This window comes from Telluribacter roseus, assembly GCF_017355915.2.
Taxonomy (GTDB): Bacteria; Bacteroidota; Bacteroidia; order Cytophagales; family Spirosomataceae; genus Telluribacter.
The window spans coordinates 1-21,935 of sequence record NZ_JAFEUV020000012.1; the positions used below are offsets into that span (position 1 = coordinate 1).

General features: G+C 51.0%; 12 protein-coding genes. 8 read left to right on the plus strand and 4 right to left on the minus strand.

Annotated features, from left to right (window positions below; translation table 11 throughout):
• The first annotated feature begins 617 nt into the window (after positions 1-617).
• The 8 genes from JTN23_RS19420 (at position 618) to JTN23_RS19455 (ending at position 14,607) form a co-directional block, all read left to right on the plus strand.
• Positions 618-1,094 (plus strand): MarR family winged helix-turn-helix transcriptional regulator, encoded by a 477-nt coding sequence (locus tag JTN23_RS19420; protein ID WP_247236698.1) that lies wholly within the window; start codon positions 618-620, stop codon positions 1,092-1,094.
• Positions 1,095-1,157: 63 nt separating this feature from the next.
• Positions 1,158-2,486 carry a TolC family protein gene (locus JTN23_RS19425; RefSeq protein ID WP_247236699.1) on the plus strand — a complete coding sequence of 443 codons (1,329 nt, stop codon included), beginning with the start codon at positions 1,158-1,160 and terminating at the stop codon, positions 2,484-2,486.
• 22 nt (positions 2,487-2,508) lie between these two features.
• Entirely contained in the window at positions 2,509-3,564 is a 1,056-nt protein-coding gene (locus JTN23_RS19430; RefSeq protein ID WP_247236700.1) for an efflux RND transporter periplasmic adaptor subunit, read from the plus strand.
• 65 nt (positions 3,565-3,629) lie between these two features.
• A complete protein-coding gene (locus tag JTN23_RS19435; RefSeq protein WP_247236701.1) occupies positions 3,630-6,752 on the plus strand; it encodes an efflux RND transporter permease subunit in 3,123 nt (1,040 codons plus the stop codon).
• A gap of 136 nt (positions 6,753-6,888) precedes the next feature.
• A complete protein-coding gene (acpP, locus tag JTN23_RS19440; protein WP_247236702.1) occupies positions 6,889-7,143 on the plus strand; it encodes an acyl carrier protein in 255 nt (84 codons plus the stop codon).
• 245 nt (positions 7,144-7,388) lie between these two features.
• Positions 7,389-13,370: a PAS domain S-box protein gene (locus JTN23_RS19445; protein WP_247236703.1), complete on the plus strand. Its 5,982-nt coding sequence runs from the start codon at positions 7,389-7,391 to the stop codon at positions 13,368-13,370.
• A 100-nt stretch (positions 13,371-13,470) separates the two neighbouring features.
• Complete coding sequence (locus JTN23_RS19450; RefSeq protein WP_247236704.1) at positions 13,471-13,899, plus strand: response regulator; 429 nt, start codon at positions 13,471-13,473, stop codon at positions 13,897-13,899.
• Between the two features lie 54 nt (positions 13,900-13,953).
• On the plus strand, positions 13,954-14,607 hold the full coding sequence (locus JTN23_RS19455) for a bifunctional 4-hydroxy-2-oxoglutarate aldolase/2-dehydro-3-deoxy-phosphogluconate aldolase (RefSeq protein WP_247236705.1): 654 nt from the start codon (positions 13,954-13,956) through the stop codon (positions 14,605-14,607).
• 6 nt (positions 14,608-14,613) lie between these two features.
• On the opposite strand, the gene JTN23_RS19460 is transcribed toward JTN23_RS19455, so the two are convergent.
• The 4 genes from JTN23_RS19460 to JTN23_RS19475 all read right to left on the minus strand — a co-directional run bounded on the left by JTN23_RS19460 (position 14,614) and on the right by JTN23_RS19475 (position 21,900).
• Positions 14,614-15,954, minus strand: a complete 1,341-nt coding sequence (locus tag JTN23_RS19460) for a DUF3748 domain-containing protein (protein ID WP_247236706.1) — start codon at positions 15,952-15,954, stop codon at positions 14,614-14,616.
• 91 nt (positions 15,955-16,045) lie between these two features.
• Positions 16,046-18,274: a ligand-binding sensor domain-containing protein gene (locus JTN23_RS19465; protein WP_247236707.1), complete on the minus strand. Its 2,229-nt coding sequence runs from the start codon at positions 18,272-18,274 to the stop codon at positions 16,046-16,048.
• A 141-nt stretch (positions 18,275-18,415) separates the two neighbouring features.
• Positions 18,416-19,609, minus strand: a complete 1,194-nt coding sequence (locus JTN23_RS19470; protein ID WP_247236708.1) for a sialidase family protein — start codon at positions 19,607-19,609, stop codon at positions 18,416-18,418.
• Between the two features lie 26 nt (positions 19,610-19,635).
• Complete coding sequence (locus JTN23_RS19475) at positions 19,636-21,900, minus strand: ligand-binding sensor domain-containing protein (protein WP_247236709.1); 2,265 nt, start codon at positions 21,898-21,900, stop codon at positions 19,636-19,638.
• Between the last annotated feature and the right edge of the window lie 35 nt (positions 21,901-21,935).

A 21,935-nucleotide genomic window follows, 5' to 3' on the forward strand; every position in this document is an offset into this window, starting at 1 on the left:
CCTTAGAGTAAGGCTAGCATTTTTATGGAGTTTCATAACCAACATAAACTATAAATTTTATACCAAATATTCTATAACCTTAGTAACCAGTACAGTTAGATACTAAGGGTACCTACCACGTAGCGATAACACCCTGAACCTGCCCTCACTCAGCTACTCTTAAGACCACGTAGCTATGTACTACAAGTCGCTACAAACATAAGAAGTACCACCCCCGGTAGTAGGGTAATAAAGATCATTCGAAAGAAGTGCTTTACACTCATAAAAGCTTGCTGTAAATGGGTTGGGTTGTTACATAATCTCGCCAGTATGTATAGTGTGTAGAATGATAGATCTGCTGGTAGTTCAGCAGGATAACGAAGATCAGAACCAGACAGCAAACCACGGATTGGCTACTAATGTCTGTTGTATTGATAGCTGTTGTTCAGGTCAACAACGTAATTAAACGCAGGTATGTATAGCTTTGGATGCTGCAAGATAGGTAAAATTACTTAACCCCCATGGTTTAGTATTAAATTTTCAACGAGCTATCCAATAAATAACAGCGACTAAAATGAATTTTAATATTTTCTCTCCTGTTATTTGGTTGATATATCTACTTTATTTAGTTTTGCCTCATGATCGAACAAAAAGAACAACATATAAACCCGGTGGAGCTGTCTGGCATGGCAGATACCCTTATCCTGAATATCTTCAGGGTGTCACACCTGGTGGGGCGGGTTACCAACCGTGAACTGGCTCGATTAGGGTTTTCATTGCAGCTAGAGCAGGTTCAGATACTGGTTCTTGCTTATTTACATTGCGAAGTTCCCCTGTCACAACAGGATATAGCTAATCTCCTTCAAAAGGATAAGGCTGGTATACAGCGATCTGTTAAAACGCTCGAACGGGATGGCTACCTCCGGATCAACTCTGATTTAAATGACCGCCGCCGCAACCTGATCACCCTGACACCTGCCGGAAAACTGGTAGCTCAGGAAGTAATGGGAAGAACGCTTGAACTTGATAAAATACTGACCAACCACCTCAATCCAGAAGAAGTGAAGGGATTGCTGAACGTACTGAAGAAATTAGCTTCCATGCTGGAATCCTAATCTTTTCCTTATGGTTAATTAGTTGATATGTCTACTTTACCTTGCTAACATTATAAATATTATATGAATAGTAAATCAAATTGGCTGCTCCTCATTGCACTCCTTGCATCCCTGGGAGTACAGGCGCAGAATCCATTGACCCTTAAAGAGAGTATCGAATACGGATTAAAGAATCACAATAATATCCGCATTGCCGATTACCAGACCGAAGTAGCCAACCAGCAGGCCCGCGAAGCGATCTCGGGTTATTTGCCCCAGGTGAATGGTTCATCTACTTTGGATAATAACATCAAGCTGCAGTCAACGCTGATGCCAGCCGGTATATTCGGTCCCGAACCTACCCGGGTGGCCTTCGGTTCCAAGTACCAGACTACCGCTACTGCTTCGGCCGAGCAGGTGATCTATGACAAGTCGCTTCTGATCGGTATTAAGGCCAGCAAACCTAATCAGGTGAGGGCTGAACTGAATGCCAAGCAGACGAAGGAAGAAATCATCTACCAGATCTCGAACAGCTACTACCAGGTATTTGTAGCTCAGGAGCAGGTAGCCCTTCTTAGAGATAACCTCGAGCGTACTCAGCAGGTACTCAACGTACTCAAACTGCAAAGGGACAATGGTGTCATCCAGCCCATCGAATACGATCGTACGCAGGTAAGCTACAATACCATCCAGTCCCAGTTGATCCAGGCCGAGAACTCCCTGGTCATGGCTCAGAACCAGCTTAAGTTTCAGATGGGTATGCCCCTGGAAACGCCACTGGCCCTACAGGACAGCCTGATCCTGACCAAGCGTCCTTCGGCTAACACGCAAGGCTTTGAAGCCCGAAACCTGACAGAGTTTCAAATGCAGGAAACGGCTCTGGAACTCCAGCGTCTGGATCAGCAACGGATACAGGCGGGATACCTGCCCAAGGTGAGTGCCACCGCCCGTTATGGTTCGCTGGCACTGGGTAATGAGTTGCTACCGTCGTTCCAGAAGTTTACTGGCTTTGGTAGTATCGGTCTGAGACTGACGGTACCCATCTTTGATGGTTTCCGGCGTTCGGCCCAGATACAGCAATCCAGGCTAAACATCAGCATTCTGGAAGAACAGCAGAAACTAAGCTCAAAAGCCTACCAGCTACAGTTCAGCAACGCCATGACCCAACTGCAAAGAGCGCAGCTTAACCTGGACAATGACAACCAGAACGTAGAGCTGGCCCGGAAGGTATATGATGTAACTCTGCTGCAGTACAAGCAGGGAACTCGTCCGCTGACTGACCTGATCAACGCCGAAAACTCATACCGTGAGTCCCAGACCAACTACATCAGATCGCTGGTGAATGCCTACCAGGCACGGCTGGAACTGGAAAGCTCACAAGGAACACTACTTAACTTCTATAACCAACTCTGATCATTAGTAAAGCATCCATAAAATGAAAAAGACAACCCTATTCGTCATTACTGCTATTGTGGCCATTGTGGCTCTGGTTGGTTTCAAGCTGGCCGCTAACAAGGAGAAGTTAGACGAGAAAAACCAACCCCCTGTCGCTACCACTGTGGCAATCCCGGTAACGGTAGCCGAGGTAACCGAAGGAACCGTGAGTCAGCAGCTCATCAAGACAGGTAATCTGATCCCCTTCAAAGAGGCCAATATCATGGCTACAGCGCAGGGAAAAGTAACAAACGTAGCCTTTCAACTGGGCTCAAACGTAAAACAGGGCGCTACGCTGATCCAGGTAGATAACAGACTGAAGGAGCTCTCCCTGGAAGCAACCCAGCTACAGATCAGCAAGCTCAAGAAAGACGTAGACCGCTATACCACCCTGCTGGAAGGTAGCGCCGCTACCGAAGTACAGGTGAGTGATACTAAGTTTCAGTACGAAAACGCCCTGAACCAGGCCGAGCAGATCAGGAAGCAGATCCAGGATGCCGCAGTAAAAGCACCTATCAGCGGACGCATCGTGAAGAAAAACGTGGAGCCCGGCGAATTCGTAAGTCCAGGTACTGTATTGGGTACGATCCTGGATGTATCACGACTAAAAGCCGAAGTATTGGTAAACGAGAAAGATGTGTACTCGCTGCGCGAAGGACAAGCCGTGAAGGTAAGTGCCGATGTATTCCCCGATAAAGTATTTACCGGCCACATTAGCTACATCTCCCCACAGGGAACTCAAGATCATAACTATCCCGTAGAGATCACCATCAGTAACGGCAACGTATTAAAAGCCGGAACCTTTGTTAACGTTGATTTTTCACAGCAGTCCAAGCAGATGGCTTTGCAGATTCCCCGTTCGGCTCTGGTGGAAAGTGTGAAGAATCCGTATGTATATGTAGTGGAAGGTAACGTGGTTCGTCAGCGGAAGATCTCCCTGGGTCGCACCTTTGGTGAGTCCGTAGAAGTAACGGGTGGTCTTTCGGCGGGTGATAAGGTAGTCACTACCGGCCAGATCAACCTAAGCGACGGAGCTACGGTACAGGTAACCCGCTAAGGACCCCTAATTAACCGAATCGGGTTCTCTGTTGTATCCTTCATTTAAGACTTAATCGTAAAAAAATGTCGATTACCGAATTATCAATAAAACGGCCCCTGCTGATCACTACCATCTTCACTGTACTGGTGCTGTTTGGAGTACTCAGCTATAAGCAGCTGTCATACAACCTGCTTCCCAAGTTTGAAGCCAACGTAATCAGCGTGGTGACGCCCTATCTGGGAGCTTCGGCCGACGAGGTAGAAACCAACGTAACCAAGCGTATCGAAGACGCTCTGTCGTCACTGGAAGGTCTGGATAAGCTTAACTCTGTATCTCAGGAGGGCGCCTCTATTGTTACCATCCAGCTGAAAAACGGTATTGACGTGACCAAAACGCAGCAGGATGCCCAGCGCAAAATCGAGCAGATCCTGAACCAGTTGCCCGACGAGGCGGACCGCCCCATCATCAACAAGTTCTCAACGGATGAGCTGCCCGTACTCCGGATGGGTGTTACTGCCAACCTCACGCCTACCCAGCTGTACGACCTGATCGACGACAAGCTCAAGCCCCAGCTCTCCAACGTAGCGGGTGTAGGGCAGGTGAACGTAATCGGTGGTACCGAGCGGGAAATCCAGGTAAACGTGGATCAGAATAAACTGCGCGCCTATGGTCTGTCCATCGCTCAGGTATCTCAGGCTATCAATGCCGCTAACACCAGCTATCCAGCCGGTCAGCTCGAAACCCGCGAGTCGCAGTACTCCATCCGATTTGACGCCAACGTGGAGACCACCCAGCGCCTGAGCGAACTGATTGTAGCCCAGCGTACGGATGGTACTCAGGTACTCCTAAGAGACGTAGCCGAAGTGGTAGATTCACAGGCTAAGCCTACGGCTATCAACCACATTAATGCAAAGCCTTCAATCGGTATTCAGATCCAGAAGCAGTCGGATGCGAACGCCGTAGACGTAAGTAAACTGGTACAGGAGCGTATCACTGCGCTCGAGACCCAGTACGCCAGTGATGGTCTTAAATTCAACATTGCCGCTGACCAGTCGGTGTATACCCTGGCCTCAGCCGATGCCGTGGTATTTGACTTGTTCCTGGCGATAGTGATCGTATCGATCGTGATGCTACTGTTCCTGCATAGCTTCCGCTCGTCCCTGTTCGTACTGGTAGCCCTGCCTTCTTCGATCATCCCAACTTTCATCCTGATGAACGTCATGGGATTCTCCCTGAACCTGATGACCCTGATGGCCCTGTCGCTGGTAGTAGGTATCCTGGTGGATGACTCCATTGTGGTACTCGAAAACATCAACCGCCACCTGGAAATGGGCAAAAAGAAGCGGGATGCCGCTCTGGAAGGTCGTAATGAGATTGGCTTTACCGCCCTTGCCATTACCCTGGTGGATATAGTGGTATTCGTGCCGCTGGCTCTGACGGGCGGTCTGATCGGTAACATCCTACGGGAGTTTGCCCTGGTAGTGGTATTCTCTACGATGATGAGTCTACTGGTATCGTTTACCCTGACGCCACTGCTGGCCTCGCGCTTTGGTAAAATGGAAGTACTGAATCCTAAAACCCTGTGGGGCAAGCTTAACATTGGCTTTGAGAACATGCTCACCAACCTGAGCAACTTCTACGGACAGACCCTGACCTGGGCCCTGGGCCACAAGCGCTGGGTGTTCATCAGTATATTCCTGATGATGGTAGGTGCCATCGCACTGGTACCCGCGGGCTTTATCGGAGCTGCCTTTATGTCACAGAGTGATCAGGGAGAGATGAGCGTGCAGGTAGAGCTGGCCCCTACGGCTTCTATCTACCAGACCAATGCCGTAGCGCAGCGGGCCGAGCAGATCATCATGAAGCACCCGGAGGTAGTCAATGTATTCAGTAACATAGGGTATACCAGTTCCGGTATTTCCACCGCCTCTAACAGCAACATCGCTGACCTGAACGTCAAGCTCAACGATAAGAAAGAGCGTTCGATATCGACCGAAGAATTTGGTCAAATGATCAAGAAGGAAGTAGGTCAGATACCGGGTGTGAAGGTAACCGTAAGCCCGGTAGGTATCGTAGGTAACTCACAGGCTCCAATCATGATCGCCGTGAAAGGTACCGACATGCCTACCATTCGTAAGGCCGCCGAGGAGGTACTTCAGGTAACCAAATCAATACCAGGTACCCAGGACGTGAAGTTCTCGGTGAAAGATCCCAAGCCGGAAATCTCGGTGAGTCTGGACCGGGAGAAAATGGCTCAACTGGGCGTAAATGCCTCTGAAGTAGGTCTGGCCCTGCAGAACTCCTTCCGGGGCAATGACCGCTCCAAGTTCAAGCAGAATGGTAAAGAATACGATATTAAGATCAGTCTGGATCAGTTTGACCGTACCAATCCGGAAGACATCAAACGCCTGACCTTCGTGAATAACCAGGGTCGCACCATTGAACTCTCGCAATTTGCCAACGTAGAGGAGCGTATCGGTGAGAGCGTACTGGAACGTAACAACCGTCTGTCATCCATCACCATCAATGCTCAGGTAGTAGGTCGCCCGGTGGGTACCGTAGGGGCTGATATCAAGGCGAAGATGGAGCAGGTAAAGCTGCCGGAAGGGATCAGCATCTCGTACCTGGGACAGCTGGAGCAACAGTCGGATGCGTTTGGTAGCCTTGGACTGGCCCTTCTGATGGCTATCCTGCTGGTGTACTTCATCATGGTGGCGCTGTACGAGAGTGTGGTATATCCGTTTGTGGTACTATTCTCCATACCGGTAGCCCTGATTGGTGCCCTGCTGGCCCTGGCCCTGACCATGGAGAGCCTGACCGTCTTCTCTATTGTAGGTATGATCATGCTGATGGGTCTGGTGGCCAAGAACGCGATCCTGATCGTGGACTTTACCAACCAGCTCAAAGCCAAAGGTCTGGACGTGGTACACGCCCTGATTGAAGCGGGTAAGGAACGTCTGCGTCCGATCCTGATGACCACGCTGGCGATGATCTTCGGTATGCTACCGATAGCCCTGGCCAGCGGTGCGGGTGCCGAGTCCAAGAACGGTATGGCGTGGGTGATCATTGGTGGTCTGACCAGTTCGCTGATACTTACCCTATTCATCGTGCCTTCGATGTACCTCGTGGTGGACCGCATCAAGGAGCGCCTGGGTAAGAAGAAGCGTAAAAAGAAAAATACCGAGGAGGAGCTTATCCCGGCTTAGTCCCAGGTACTTACACAGAATAAACGCGGCCCGGGTGGTGGAACCCGGGCCGCAATAAAACCGGCCACCAAAGTGAGCTGCTATTCCACGACATAATTCTCCTTCTATCAAAAGCCTGTGCAGGCAACAATTAACTATGAATACTTCTTTACAAGATCCCATTTTCATCAAGATCACTGATATACTTTCAGAAATGGGTGTAGAACGTACGGCTGTTACACCGGAGGCCAGCTTTACGCGCGATCTGGGTCTGGACTCCTTGGAGACGGTTGATCTGATGATGACGCTGGAAAGGGAGTTTAATCTAAGTATCTCTGATGAACAAATGAATGAGATTCGTACGGTGGGGCAGTTGAGCAACTACCTGCAAGAGCAGACAGTTGCTCAGTAAGGTTCTTATTGCGAAATCGTTTTACTCTCACTATTGCTCCCCGGGAGACCCATCATCAGATACATAAAAGTTTTTTGGTTGTGATTAGTGCCGGCGCAGCTTTGATAACTCAAAGCTGCGCTTCTTTTTTAGTACACTAGTACCCTCCTGTGTACAATAACTTTTCCTGCCACGTGGCTCACCCACCTATCCAAAATGTTGCTTACCTTTAAGGTTTATTTCCCTCTTTCTAAGTAGTGAACACTATGAATGCTGAGCACCCCTCTTCCGGAAAAGAATCCAGAAAGAAACAAGCCGACCCTACCCCTCGCAAAAACGATTCGCCGCTGTACCTGATTGGTGTAGGAGCCTCGGCGGGTGGTCTGGAGGCCCTACAGGACTTTCTTTCCCACTTTCCGGCCGATCTGGAAGATGTGGCAATCATCATTGCCCAGCACCTGAGCCCTACGCACAAGAGTATGCTGGTACAGCTGCTTAGTAAGGAAACCCGGCTGGGCGTTACCGAGGCAAAGCACAATGCTCCTATTCAGAAAAGCTGTATCTACATTACTCCGCCCGATACCGAAATCACCATTGTACAGGGTCGCTTCAACCTGACGAAACCCCAGTCCCCCACTGGTCCCAAGCCATCCGTAGATATTCTCTACAAGTCCATGGCGGAACAGTACAAGGACAAAACCATTGGAGTGATACTTTCTGGTACCGGAACCGACGGAGCTGCGGGGGTCAAAGCCATCAGGGCAAACGGAGGATTTATCATAGCTCAGGAGCCACAAACCGCCAAGTACAACGGCATGCCCCTGGCTGCTATCGAAACGGGTGTAGCAGACGTAGTACTCTCACCCGATAAGATGGGGGAAGAGATCAAAGAGCATATCCTGAATCCGGAAGTAACCAAAACATCCCTGAAGGAGGAAATATCTCAAAGTCCCGGATTGGACAGAGTGTTCAAGTTACTGTCTAAGCGTACGGGTACTGATTTCTCCAACTACAAACCCTCGACGATTTGTCGCCGGCTCGAAAAGAGGTTGGCGGTCCTGTCCATTCCCACCGTTGATTTTTATCTGAATTACATCGAACAGCATCCCAAAGAACTGGATGAACTGTTTAACGCTATACTGATCGGAGTAACCAATTTTTTTCGGGACAAAGAAGCGTATGATGCTCTCAGCCACTACCTCCGGAAAGTGATCGCCGATAAGCCGGAGGGAGAGACGATACGCATCTGGTGTCCGGGCTGCGCCACGGGCGAAGAGCCCTACTCCATCGCACTCCTGCTGTGCACCCTTATTAAGGAAACCAAAAAGAAGCTGTCGGTACAGATCTTTGCCACGGATATTGACGAACGGGCCATATCCTTTGCCCGCAAAGGAGTGTATCCGGCCAGCTCCGTTTTGAATGTACCGGAAGATCTGCTCACTAACTACTTTATCAAAAATGGTGACACCTACGAGCTGCTGAAGTCCATACGCTCGATGGTCCTTTTTTCAAGGCATGACGTTACCAACAACCCGCCCTTTCTGAAGCTGGATCTGATCAGCTGCCGCAACCTGCTCATCTATTTTGGACCCAACCTCCAGAAGCAGGTTATTCCGCTGTTTCATTACTCACTCAACCCGGATGGGTACCTGTTCCTGGGTAAGTCCGAAACCGTGGGCCACTTCTCCGACCTGTTTACCACCCTGGATGGCAAGTACAAACTGTTTCAGCGCAAGCGGGGCGGTAGTCTGAACGCCATTAAGTTTTCTGTTCTGAAAGCGCAGCTCAACCCGGTACCCCAGTCGACGGTCAAGAAGCCATCCAATGAGCGTTCTATCTCGGATCTGGTCAAGGAAACCCTTTTCAATACCTTTGAGCATCCCTATGTAGTGATCAACGATTCGTTTGATATTCAAGAGGTAAACGGAGATGTACGCCTGTACCTGTCTCTTTCGGCGGGTACCATGAACGCCAATATCCTGAAACTGGTGAATAAAGAGCTCCAGATTGAGCTCAGGTCCGTAATTACGCAGGCCATCCGGGACCGCCAGCCTATGCGGAGCAATATTCGTAAGTTTGACCTTTTCGGGCAGACGCACTACGTACGCGTCCTGATCAAACCCCTTATCTATACGGAGGCTACCCAGGAGTTGTTTGTGGTTATTTTTGAGCGGCTGGACCTCCAGGAACTTATGGTTCAGGGGGTATCCGTTCACGACCAGAACGTCGAAAACAGCCGGATGGTAGAGCTGGAACAGGAGCTCCTGGCTACTAAGGAGCACCTTCAGACCTACATTGAAGAAATAGAAACGACAAATGAGGAGCTCCAGTCCCTCAACGAAGAGCTGCAGTCGACCAACGAGGAGCTGCAGTCATCCAACGAAGAACTCGAAACGACCAACGAGGAGCTGCAGTCGACTAACGAAGAGATCCAGGTAGCCTATGCCGAGCTAAAAGCTGCCAATGAAGAACTGGAACGAAAGGAACAACTCCTTAAAGTAAACCAGGCCAACCTGGACGCCCTGCTGAAAAATACGCTGCAGTCGTTTATCCTTATAGATACGACTTACAAAATCATCGCCTTCAACCCCACCTCCGAAGAAACGTTCAAACGGCTGCGTAACCGAAAGATCAGAGCCGGAGAATCGGTCATTGACCTGCTGGAACCACAGCTTCTTGAATCATTCATACAGGATCTGGGTACTGTCAGCAAGGGTGAAGTGGTGGCCGTGGAGCGAAAGCTGCTGGATGTCAAGGGTAACGAATGCTGGTACATTCTGAATATCTCTCCCGTCATAGATGAGGGTGGCGAAGTGAAAGTAATCTCCATTGGGATGATGGAGATTACCGATCAGAAGAAAATCCAGCAGGATCTGTACCTGTCTGAGCAAATGCTGAATTCTGTATTCAACGCTACCTCCATCGGTATTTGCATTACGGATAAAGACGGACGCTTTGTGTCCGTGAACAATCAATACGCCCGCCTGTACGGCTACGCCAAGGAAGATCTGGTAGGGCAGAGCTTTACGCTGGTAGTCCCTGCTGAAAACCGGGTCATGGCCCAGATCTCCCACGACGACTTTATTAGGGAGGGAACAGAGATACCGGGCGAATGGAAAGTGCAGCGGAAGGATGGCAGTATCATAGATGTGTACGTAAGCGCCGAACTACTCGTGCAGCCCAACGGGAATCGCTTCAAGGTAACGTCGGTACGGGATATTACCGAAAACAACCGGTACAAAGAGCTGCTGGTAGAAACACAGGAAGCAGCCAAGGTAGGTGGTTGGGAGATGCCCGTCACTTCGCGCGAAGTGATCTGGACTGAAGAGGTATATTCTATCTTTGAGGTACCTGCCAACACCACCATTACCGAGGAAAGCCTGCACACCTATTTCAACCCGGCGGCCTCCAGTCTGCTTCAGCAGGCCATCCAGAACTCTATTGAGAAAGGAGATGCTTTTAGTCTGGAACTGGAATGTGTCACCGTCAAAGGCACTGCCAAATGGATACGGGTTACCTGCAAACCGGTGCGTATTCACAACAAAACCATTAAGCTGTTCGGTACCTTTCAGGATGTGACCTGGCAAAAACTGGCCGAGCTGGTAACGAAGACCAGTGAGGCCAAATATCGCTCCATTGTTGAAAACTCGCTGTTTGCCTTCTTCCTGGGCCAGCCCGATGGTAGTATTCTGGAAGCCAATAAGCGGGCCAGCGAATTGTTCGGGTATTCTAATGAAGAGTTCAAAAAAATAGGAAGACAGGGAATCATTGTAGAAGACGATGAGCACCTGCGACCTATGATCAAAGAGCGATCTGAAAATGGCCGCGTCTCGGGTGAACTCACGGTAAGAGCTAAGGATGGTACGCTGATACCGTGCCTGTTCTCGTCGGTCATGTTCATAGATCAGTTTGGTCAGGAGCGCAACAGTACCATGATGCTGGATATCTCCCGGCTCAAACACCAGGAAGAACAGCTACGCCAGCTCCTACAGGAAGGAGAGGAAAGCAAGCAGCAACTGGAAAAAGCCGTGAACGACCTTAGTAAGGTTATGGACTTCTCGCTGGATCTGATCTGTACCATTGATGAATCAGGAGCCTTTGAGGAAGTAAGTAATGCCGCCAGAACCATACTGGGTTACGAACCCGAAGAGATGATAGGCCGGCAGGCGCTGTCATTCGTGTATGGTGAAGACTTCAACCTGACAGAAAAGGCAAGAGTGGAGATACGGGCCGGAACCCCAATGACCAACATTGAAAACCGGGTACTACGAAAGGATGGGACCATTGTACCGATGGTGTGGTCGGCGATATGGGATGAGCGCGATAAACGGATGTATGCAATCGGACGGGACAATACTGAACAGAAACTGTCTGAGCAAAAACTGAAAGAAGCCAACCAGCGCCTGGAAAACGCCCACCAGATAGCCAGACTAGGGTACTGGGATTACGATATTGCTACCAGGAATCTGTACTGGTCTGATCAGATCTACAATATTCTGGGTATAGATATGGATTCAGCTGACAGTAAGGTCGATCTGTTCTATAACTTGATACATCAGGAGGACCGGGAGAAATTCCGGCAGGATCTGCAGTACTTCGTTGATGAAAAGAGAACCATCCAGCTCGAACATCGCATCATACTGAAAGATGGCACCATCCGGATCGTGCAGGAAAGTGGGATGGTGCACTATGATCAGGATGGTAAGCCCTACCGGCTTGAGGGAACTATACAGGACATTACCGAACAGAAAAACATTGAGAATGCCCTCAAAGAATCAGAGTCAAAGTACCGTACTATTTTCCGTTATAGCCCCTTACCCGAGTGGATCTTTGATCTGGAAACCTACCACATCAAAGACGTAAATAATGCCGCCATCGAGCATTATGGTTACTCACGGGAGGAGTTCCTGGCGCTAAAGGTAACCGATATCAGACCGCAGGAAGACCTGCTGCACTTTCGGGAGGCGATGAGATACCTGAACAGAGAGGCTATCAACCAATTTGGTGAATGGCGACATATCAAGAAGAGCGGTGAAATTATCAACGTAGAAATAACGGGGTATCCCATTGAATTCAACGGAAGGGCCAGCATGCTGGTAGTATGTAACGATATCACCGAAAAAGTAAAAATCGGTAAAGCGCTTACAGAGTCGCTGGATCGATACAAGTATGCTATCAAAGCAACCTTTGATGCCATTTGGGACTGGGATCTTACCACCAACAGGCTCCACTTTGGGGATGGCTATCAGGAGTTGTTTGGGTATATCATTGATGATGAAAACGACAATATCAACGACTGGTACGCCCGTATACATCCGGAGGAAAAGGAACAGGTAATAGATAGCATCCATAGGGCCATCAAAAACGGCGACATCAACTGGACCGAAGAGTACCGCTACCGCAAGGCCGATGGAGCCTACGCCTACGTGATAGACCGGGGTCTTGTCATCACTGACGCTGAGGGGACACCTATACGAATGATCGGTGCCATGCAGGACGTAACGCAGCGCAGCTACCACCAGGCCCGGCTGAAAGAACTGAACGAAAAACTGGAGGTCAGGGCTGCGCAGCTGGTAGCTTCCAACAAGGAACTGGAGCAGTTTGCTAATGTTACTTCGCATGATTTACAGGAGCCCCTCCGGATGATTACCAGCTTCCTGCAGCTCCTGCAGAAGAAGTATGCCGATCAGCTGGACCCAACGGGTCAGGAGTACATCAACTACGCCGTCGAGGGAGCGGGTCGGATGAAAAAATTGATTACGGACCTGCTCGAGTACTCCCGGCTCAACAACAAGATGACGCGTCAGGAGGAAGTAGATCTCAATGAGGTAGTCAGCGAGGTAGTCCAGAACTTCCAGCCCCAGATCGATCAGCATGGGGCCCGGGTGCAGGTAGAGCCCCTGCCGGTGGTAAGGAGTGTCAGGCTGTACATGGTCCAACTCTTCCAGAACCTGATCAGTAATGCCATCAAGTACCGGAGTGATGACGCTCCCGAGATCACCATTTCTCTCAGAGAGGAACAGCACGATTGGATAGTGGGTATTACGGATAATGGTATCGGGATCGATAAAAAGTACCATGACAAAATCTTCATCCTGTTCCAGCGACTCCACCTCCGGAACGACTACTCAGGTACGGGTATAGGACTCGCAATCTGTAAGAAAATCATGGATAAAACCGGAGGAAGAATATGGGTGGAATCCGAAGCGGGCAAGGGTAGTACTTTTTATTTCACCGTAAGCAAGTAGTTTGGTTACAGTGAAAACTTTGGCGTAAAAAAAGCTGAGAATTGATACTAGTAAATATTTTTTATACATTCATTCCCAAATCTGTAAATAAAAAGTAAATATGTCTTATATTCAGAAACCTATCCGCATCCTGCTGGTAGAAGATAACGAAGGCGATATAGTCCTGACGAAGGAGGCGCTGTCAGAAGGGAAAATCAGGAATACCATTATCGTTGCGCGCGATGGTGTGGAGGCTACTGAATTACTATCAGATGAGGACTTTGAGCTGCCTGACCTCATCCTGCTGGATATGAATCTGCCCAGGATGGATGGCAAGGAAGTACTATCGTATATCAAGCATAACAACCGGCTCAGAAGGATTCCGGTCATCATACTGACTACTTCCTCCTCTGAAAAAGATATCAAAGAGTCGTATGACAACCAGGCCAACTGCTTTATCAGCAAGCCCGTTGACCTGGACAAGTTCATCAAGATTATCCGTAATATTGAAGATTTCTGGATTTCAATAGTACAGCTACCTACTCACTAGTCGGCGTACTACCTCTAAATAAATATAGTCACCCACTTATACTTTATTCACGAGATGACATCTTCACTACCCACAACTCCTTTTTCGTGGCAACTTTTCAATGCAACCCCACTGGTAGGCATACTCCGTCATGTTCCCCAGGATATCCTGGAGCGGATTATTCCCATATACCTGGAAGCCGGACTGACTACACTGGAAGTTACCATGAACTCGGAGGGGGTGGAAGATATGATCCGTTACGTACGGCAGCACTACCCTACCCAGCTCAACGTGGGCGCGGGTACCGTCTGTAATCAGGATGATCTGCAGAGAGCGCTGGATGCCGGAGCTCAGTTTATAGTGACTCCCATCATCAACCGGGATGTTATCAAAGCGTGTGTGAACGTAGGTGTACCAATCTTCCCCGGTGCGTTCACCCCCACCGAAATTTACGAAGCCTGGTCATTGGGCGCCTCTATGGTGAAGGTATTCCCGGCTACTTCACTGGGACCTGACTTCATCAAAGATGTAAAGGCCCCTTTTAGCCAGATCAAGGTAATACCCACGGGGGGAGTAAGTCTCGATAACATCGGGCAGTTCCTGTGGGCCGGCGCGGATGGACTAGGTGTTGGCAGTCAGCTCTTTGATAAAAAAATGATCAAGAATAAAGATTGGGAGGCACTACGCCGGCATTTTGATTCATACGTCAAAGCCCTGAGGGATAAATAGGGAAACCTACAAGTCCGGACGGATGTAGTAGATTTGTTTGGTAGGTACTCCGGACTTTGGTTCAGGTACGTAGCGGTTGTAGGCCAGCGTCTTTCCATCGTGCGACCAAACCGGATTGAGGGGTGAAGGCGTAGTAGGATGAGTCAGCCTGCGGCTCCTTTCCCCAAAGGTACCTTTCCCCACTTTACAGAGCATCAGGCTTCCGTCCCACACATAGGATAGGCTCTGCCCGCCTGGGTACCATCGTACACTTCCCTCAACGTCCGACTCGTGCTCCGTGAGCTGAACAGGAGTACCTCCTACGGGAGAAATAAGAAATACCTGCCTGATCCCCCGGCTGTCCCTGGCCAGGTAAGCCAGTTGACTACCATCCGGCGATGATCGGACAATGCCCGCTGTACCCGGATGCGCAGTTCCGGCTGTATAGGTAAGTCGCCGCTGAACGGTCCCTTTGGGTGGCATGGGAAAATGGGTAGTGGCTCCTTCCAGCGGCCCCCATTCGCCCGGCTGATCTATCTGATCGGGTATATCTACGACAAAAACCTCGTCAACGGGCTGCCCCTTTTTGTCCCTGACAGTACCTATAAAAGCCCGCGCTACCTGCCAGGTGCCGTCAGCCTTTGCATAGCCCCGGGTCCCCACCCAGCTATCCCAGGCGGCGTAACTGATCTCATCGGAGCCGGGCTCGGGCTCAGGTACTACCCGCACCACCAGTACCGAATACCAGATGCCGGGTACATTCTCCCCCGCCTGATCAAACTCAACCTGAACGGGCCGTAGCTTTCGGGAGACGCCAATGGTACGCAGGTTCACCTTTTTACCGGTTTGGTCTTTGATGGCCTTCATGATGGCGTCGTTGTAGGTGAAGCCTATCCACTGACCATCGCCACTCCACTCGTGGCGGTGGGTACCTCCCCGCAAGGCTCCCGGTGTAAAAGGCGGAACAACATCGCGGGCATCGATAAAAATGGGAGAAGGGCCATGCTCCTCATCAATCATGGCACCCGTACGCCGCCACTGCTGGTAGGGGTACTGCTCGGTGGCATTCTGTAGTCCATGGATGAATACAACGGCATTTCGGGTGGGGTGGTAGCTAACCGCTCCTGCCCCCGGTCCCCAGGATTTGTTATGAGGGATGTGGTACAGTACTTTTTTCTCACCTGTGCCGACATGTACCTTTTCAATGGTAGACGACTCGGCTATACCTCCCCCATCGGTACGGGTGTCGTACACCAGCCACTGATCATCCGGGGAGAAGTTGTCGTTGTTGTCCAGATCATGGTGGTACCTCAGGTCATGGGTGAGTTGTATTTCCTGAGGTAAGGAGGTTGGCTGAGCCAAAAGCATAGAAAGTCGGACCTGTATTAATAATAAAAGTACGAAGATAAGGAGCCGCGTCCGTTTCATCCGATCCAGGTATAAAAAGTCCCCCTGCCAATTACTTAACGGGCGGGCTGATCACGCCCAGGTAGCGCCCCAGCCAGTAAGGCAGCAGCCATATATCCCCGGCACTATGCTCCGAAGTACCATTGCCATGCTCTCTGTCCAGATCAAACATATTGGAATTATGCCGCTGAATGGGTCGCTCGTCCGGCGGAAGTACCTCTTTGATGGCTTGCCTTCTGAAATTGGTTTCCAGCTTATCGATATCCTTGCGATGGCTGTTCTTGATGGTCCAGTCGATGAGGTCGAGGGGGTGCTCCTGCAGGTACCAGATGGCCTCATTCAGGTCAAAGTCAGGTACTCCGGTGATAGCCGTAAATATATTCCAGAGCCCCTCCTTTTCGGGACGCTCCGCCTCCCAGTGATCCAGGATGGCCGTCTTGTACATGGCCTTTAGACTATCATTAAACGCATAGCGATACAGTCCCCAGTATCCCACGTAGTACATCTCATCATCGGAGTGGTTCCAGTATTCCGACAGGTTCTTGCTGTGGGAATCGGCCCCCTCAGGAGCTTTCCCAATCTCACTCATGGGGCGCATCAGGTTTTCCAGGTACCCGTGTTGCTGCATCAGCTCAAAGGCTTTTTGCTTGTAGATTTCCTTTCCGGTAAAATGGTAAGCCGTCTGCAGCATCCCGATGATGTTGGAGGAGTTCAGCTTACGGTCACCTATATTGATCGGAAAGCCATTGACATAGTCAGGATGCCACTTGCCCCACTGGGTGGGCTTACCGTTGTAGTCAATCAGGTAGAAATCATTTTTGACTATATGCCCCATCAGGGTATCGATCAGGCTGATGGCCCGGCTTTTCAGCTCCGGATCATCCACCAGTTCAGCCATGGCACCAAAGGCAAAGATATGACCGATGGCCTCATCACTACTGGTGGTAGCCTTCCAGTCCCACTCGGGGTCTTCGGCGTGCTGCCAGCGCTCCGGATCGGATAGTTGCTCGATATACCCGCTGCGCTCAAACGATCGGGACGGAAAACCGGGTACCGGATTAATGGTGTACAGCCGCTCCATGGCATCCAGCGACTCCCGGCAGTTCTGCAGGGCTTCGGGTTCTTTGGTGACCGCGTACCGGAATATCTCACCGCCCAGGTACATGGATGTCCATAATCCATCGTTGTCGGAATCCGCCATGAAGCCCGTTGCCGGATTTCCCTTTTCCATACCACTGATGCTGGCGTTGAACCCGTTCCGAATGTGGCGGCTCCGTACCTGCCTGTCAAACAGGAGGGCCTTCTCGTGCAGGGTCATAGGCTTGAAGTGCAGCTGAGCCAGTCCGGCGGTAGTAAGTACCAGTACCGACCCATCAGGTCCCTGGGACAGGTGGGTGACGTGGTTGCCCGGAAGCCACCGCTCACCGTAGTAGTAGTCAAACTTCCCGTCGGGCCGTACGGCAAAGGCCCCTTCGGTGGTACCTATCCAAAGCTTTCCGTCTATCTCTTTGACACTGGTTATATCTGTGGTAGGGAGCCTTCTCTTTATTTCCCCCAGTGGCTTCCGACCTACTACATCATACTCCAGGTAGCCGTCGCGGGTACCTATGATAGCCTTACGCCCCTGATCCGCCAGATCAAAAGCTGTGAAGCCGGCGCCATCATGTACCTTAGTTAAGGTACTTGTCATCGGATCCAGCAGGTAAAGCCCCCTGGTACCCAGCACCCAATACCGGTTGGTGCCTTGCTGAAACCGGAGGTCTACTACTTCATCACCGGCAAGGGTACCGTTCCACCGGGCTTTCGAATCCTTCACCAGATGAAGAGAGCGCCCGTCAGATACCAGAAACTCGAAATCAGCCCCACCCTCAAATAGCTTACCCGTAGGTACCGCATGCTTATTATTTAGTTTACCAGCCCAGGCATTACTTAGTACGGCTTCATTACTCAAAAGCACAAACTGCTGGTCATACAGATTGACCCCCTGGATGGTTTTGCTCTGCAGGGTACGGTAAGTATTGTCGGGAATGAGGGTACCCGGCACCAGGAACTGACCACCCGAGGGATGTAGTACGCCCCCGCTGGAATACACCTTGACTGCACCATTGCGGTCGGTATAGGCTCGGAGCAGATTTACGTCAGGATTCTGATAATAGTACTTTACACTGAAATCCTGGATAAAAGGTGTATCCTGGTGTACCGGGAGAGGGCTGATCTTCTTGCTACAGGAGAAGAGACCAACCAAAGCCACTAGCGAAAAGAGGTAGAAAACGGAGCGCATGAATAGGATGTAAACCGGGTTTAGGAATGATGTACAACGACAGCAGACAATCTGGTAGCACTTGTACAAAAGCTTTATGTATTTAGTACTTTTTAAGCAATCAAAAAGACTACTCACCCTGCCCTAAATATATATATATTATTAAATGGTGACTTTTTTAGGATCTATCACCACGTACTTGATGGATTTTCCGGTGGGCGTGGGATGATAGGAGTAAGTCATATGCAGCAACCCATCCGCTGTCTGGATCAGCGAGGGATAGGAGAAGCCTCCCTTACCCGGTTCATTGTTCTCAATTGGGATTTTCCATTTCCAGGTTTTGCCTTCATCCTCCGACAGGAAAAGGCTGAGCCGGTAGCGGCCATCCTCCAGATCATTGCCTAGGAAAGCCCACTTCCCGTCGCGAAGTACCTGTAACTCTACGCTGGCCGTATTGGGTATATCCGACTTTTGGGAGGCGGTCCAGCTTACTCCCTGATCCTTTGATTCGCTGACATGAACCCGGGGCGGATAGTCACCGCTATCCCGCATGTAGGCCACCAGCGTTCCATCCTTCCGTTGCGCGAGCGCCGGCTGGATTGGTCCCCGCCCCACTACGGGCAGGCTGGGGCGCCAGGTAGACCCATCATCCTCCGAAATAGCCATCAGGGACATATTGTACCCGTCGGAGTAGAGCGGTAGTATAATGCGCCCGCCCGGAGATACTAGAGGTTTGATGCGGGTCATCCAGCCGATACTCCGTTTTCTGAGGTCTTTGCTGGCTTCGATGATCTGCTTATCGTAGCTGGGGGCGTATTCCGACCAGCCCGCTCCCTGGCGCGGTAGCTCTTTGAAACGCTTTTCGGTTTCACTGGCAAAGCTGTCATCAGGCTTGAGCAGGATATTGTCCTGCCAGTTCCAGACGGGTGCGCCGGCTTTGGTATAATCCGTAGAGGTTCTGAATCGAAGTATGGAATGCTCCCAGCGGTTGGCCTGAACAGCAATCCACACCAGAAACAGCTTGCCCTGGCTATTCAGGAAGAGTACCGGATTACAGTCGGGTATATGGGGTGTGTCGGCCATCAGGAACGGCTCGCTCCAGGCTTTCTCCCCTTTACGCAGACGCGCTCCCATGATTTTGACATCATCGGCGGTACGCTCTCCACTTCCCTGAAACCACACCGTCAGGAAATCGCCGTTGGGTAGGCTGACCAGGCTGCTGCCGTGCACATGCTGCTCCTGCACGGGGAAGATCAGCATCTGACGTACCAGGTACGGATTGGCCGGAGGCGTCTGGGCCGCCAGGTATAAGGAGGAAAAATGATTAATCAGCAGGAATAAAAATAATCTTTTCATAAGTACTTAAGGTAGCGGGTATAGAGTTAGCGAATCATGCCCAGGTAGCGGCCCATCCAGTAGGGCAGCAGCCAGAATACCGGCTCCCGCTCCTTATCCGGATAGCCATTAATGGCAGCCCAGGGATTTTTGTCCCACCTGACGGTGGTACGTATACTGGCGGGAGGGAGCTGATCAACCTGCAGTTCGTCCAGGACCGGCGTATGTACCAGCCGGACGTCCTCCCGTTTGGTATGGTCGATGGTCCAGTCAATCAAGTCCAGCGGGGTGTCGATCAGGAAGTTGACGGATGGTGCCAGCTCTACCTTTTTGTTGCGGGAGTAATTGTACAGGAAGTTGATCAGCGGATTGTGGTCGGCCGTGCGCCTTTCGAGCCATTCGTCCATGTGGTTCTGGTAAAAGGCCAGCAGCTTGGGATCTTTTTCTCCCTTGAGCAGCAGCGGGTAGCAGTACGCCGACAACATCACGTCAAAGTAGATAAACCAGGCTGGGTTTTGGTTTTTGATGTTAGCCATGTTATCCAGGTACCCTTCCTGCTCGATCAGCATCCGGTATGCCTGCTGGTACTTGTCATCACCCGTGATGGAGTAGGCAAACTTCATAAATGCCAGTAGCTCCATCGAATTCTGATTGCGGTCTGGTGCCCATTCGGGGTCACGGTTCAGCTTCGCGGGCGACCACACCGCCCAGCGCGTAGGGGTACCATCCGTATCTACAAAATTGAAGTCGTGGGCTATGAGGTAATCTACTATTTTACGCACATGCTCTCGTACCACCGCTTTTTCGGCCTCATCGGCCACCAGCTCATAGTAGAAGTAGTAGCCCATCATGTGTCCGCACATCTCATCGCTGCTGGTATCCCCCTTCCAGAGCCATTGCCCGTCCCCGGACTTCCGCCACCGGTTTTCGACCGGCTTATACCGGGGCTCCTTGACCAGCTCGTCGGCCCGCTGCCGTACGGTATAGGTACGGTTGCCATCGTGGAGCCGGGTAGTGTCCCAGCTGGACGGGACGAAGGTACGGGCAAAAAATCCCTCCGTACCCGTTACCTCCTGCAGCTTCCGTAGGAACTCAAACGCTTTTTTGGCTTTAACTTTGGCATCGGGATCTTTGGTAACGGCGTAACGAAAACACTCCGTGGCCAGATACATGCTGGTGTACTCGCCGTCGTTGTCATCATCTTCGGGCTGCCAGGAGGTTACATCGCCGGGTACCTTCAGGTGGCACTGCCCGGCAATCCAGGGGGGCCGGATGTGTCGCTTCATCAGGATGTCGTAGAAGTACTCCTGCTTCTGGGCCAGCGTCATTTGCCTCTTTTTGATGGCGCTCACGCCTTGGCTGGTAGCGATCCAGGCGTTGCCATGCTTATCAAAGGCTATATCATGGACCTGATCGTCCAGCAGCCAGCGACGGCTGAACCGGAGCGAGTGGCTCCCGTCGGGATGGTACCTTACCACCCCTACAGGGGTACCTACCCACATACTACCATCCGGTGCACGCTCTACGCAGTTGACCCACACCGAAGGTATGCCATCCTTCGTCTCCAGAACCCGTTCCTTTTTACCGTTAGCCAGCACGGTCACGCCACCCAGGCCACCTACCCATAATTTTTGGTTTGGGTCCAGAGCTACGCCTCTGGCGTAGGCGCTCCTTAGTTCTTCTTTGTTCTGAAAATGCTTCAGTAGGGCGGGGCTGGCATGGTACAGCCCTACATCACTGGCTACCCATATACCTCCCCTGCCGTCGGAAATGGCACTCCGGACCGAGCGGGCCAGCGGGTACTCCATCTTCTCAAACTTTTCGCCTCGGTATAGCCAGCAACCATGAGGACCAAGGGCGTACATCCCCTCCGGAGCCGGGCAAAGTACCGAAACGGGCGACTGCACTCCTTCCACTTTCTGTACGCGTCCGTTGGTTGATCGGTAGACGCCGTTCCAGGTACTCATCCACACGCTACCCCGGTCCTTAACTACCGAAAAGGCCGGTCCATGATCCGCCTCTGCCAGCGGGCTGGTCCAGGTAGTATCAGTTGCTTTTTTCATGTATATCCCCGAGGCCGTAGCGATCCATACCGCCAGTTGATCGTCCACCGCGATGCTTCGCACCTGTTGGTCTCCCAACCGGGCGGGTAAAGGGTACGCCTCGTGGTACTCCTGCCAGAAAGGCACATCCTGGTAAACTGTCGGTTCAGTACCTGCTTTCTTCTTCACCTGCGCGTATACAACTAGCGGCAGCAGGGCTATTACTGTGCAATAGCCAATACGACGATGTAGTAACCGGAGATACAGCATAGGTGAAGTTTAGTAAGTACTACTATTCAGAGCTT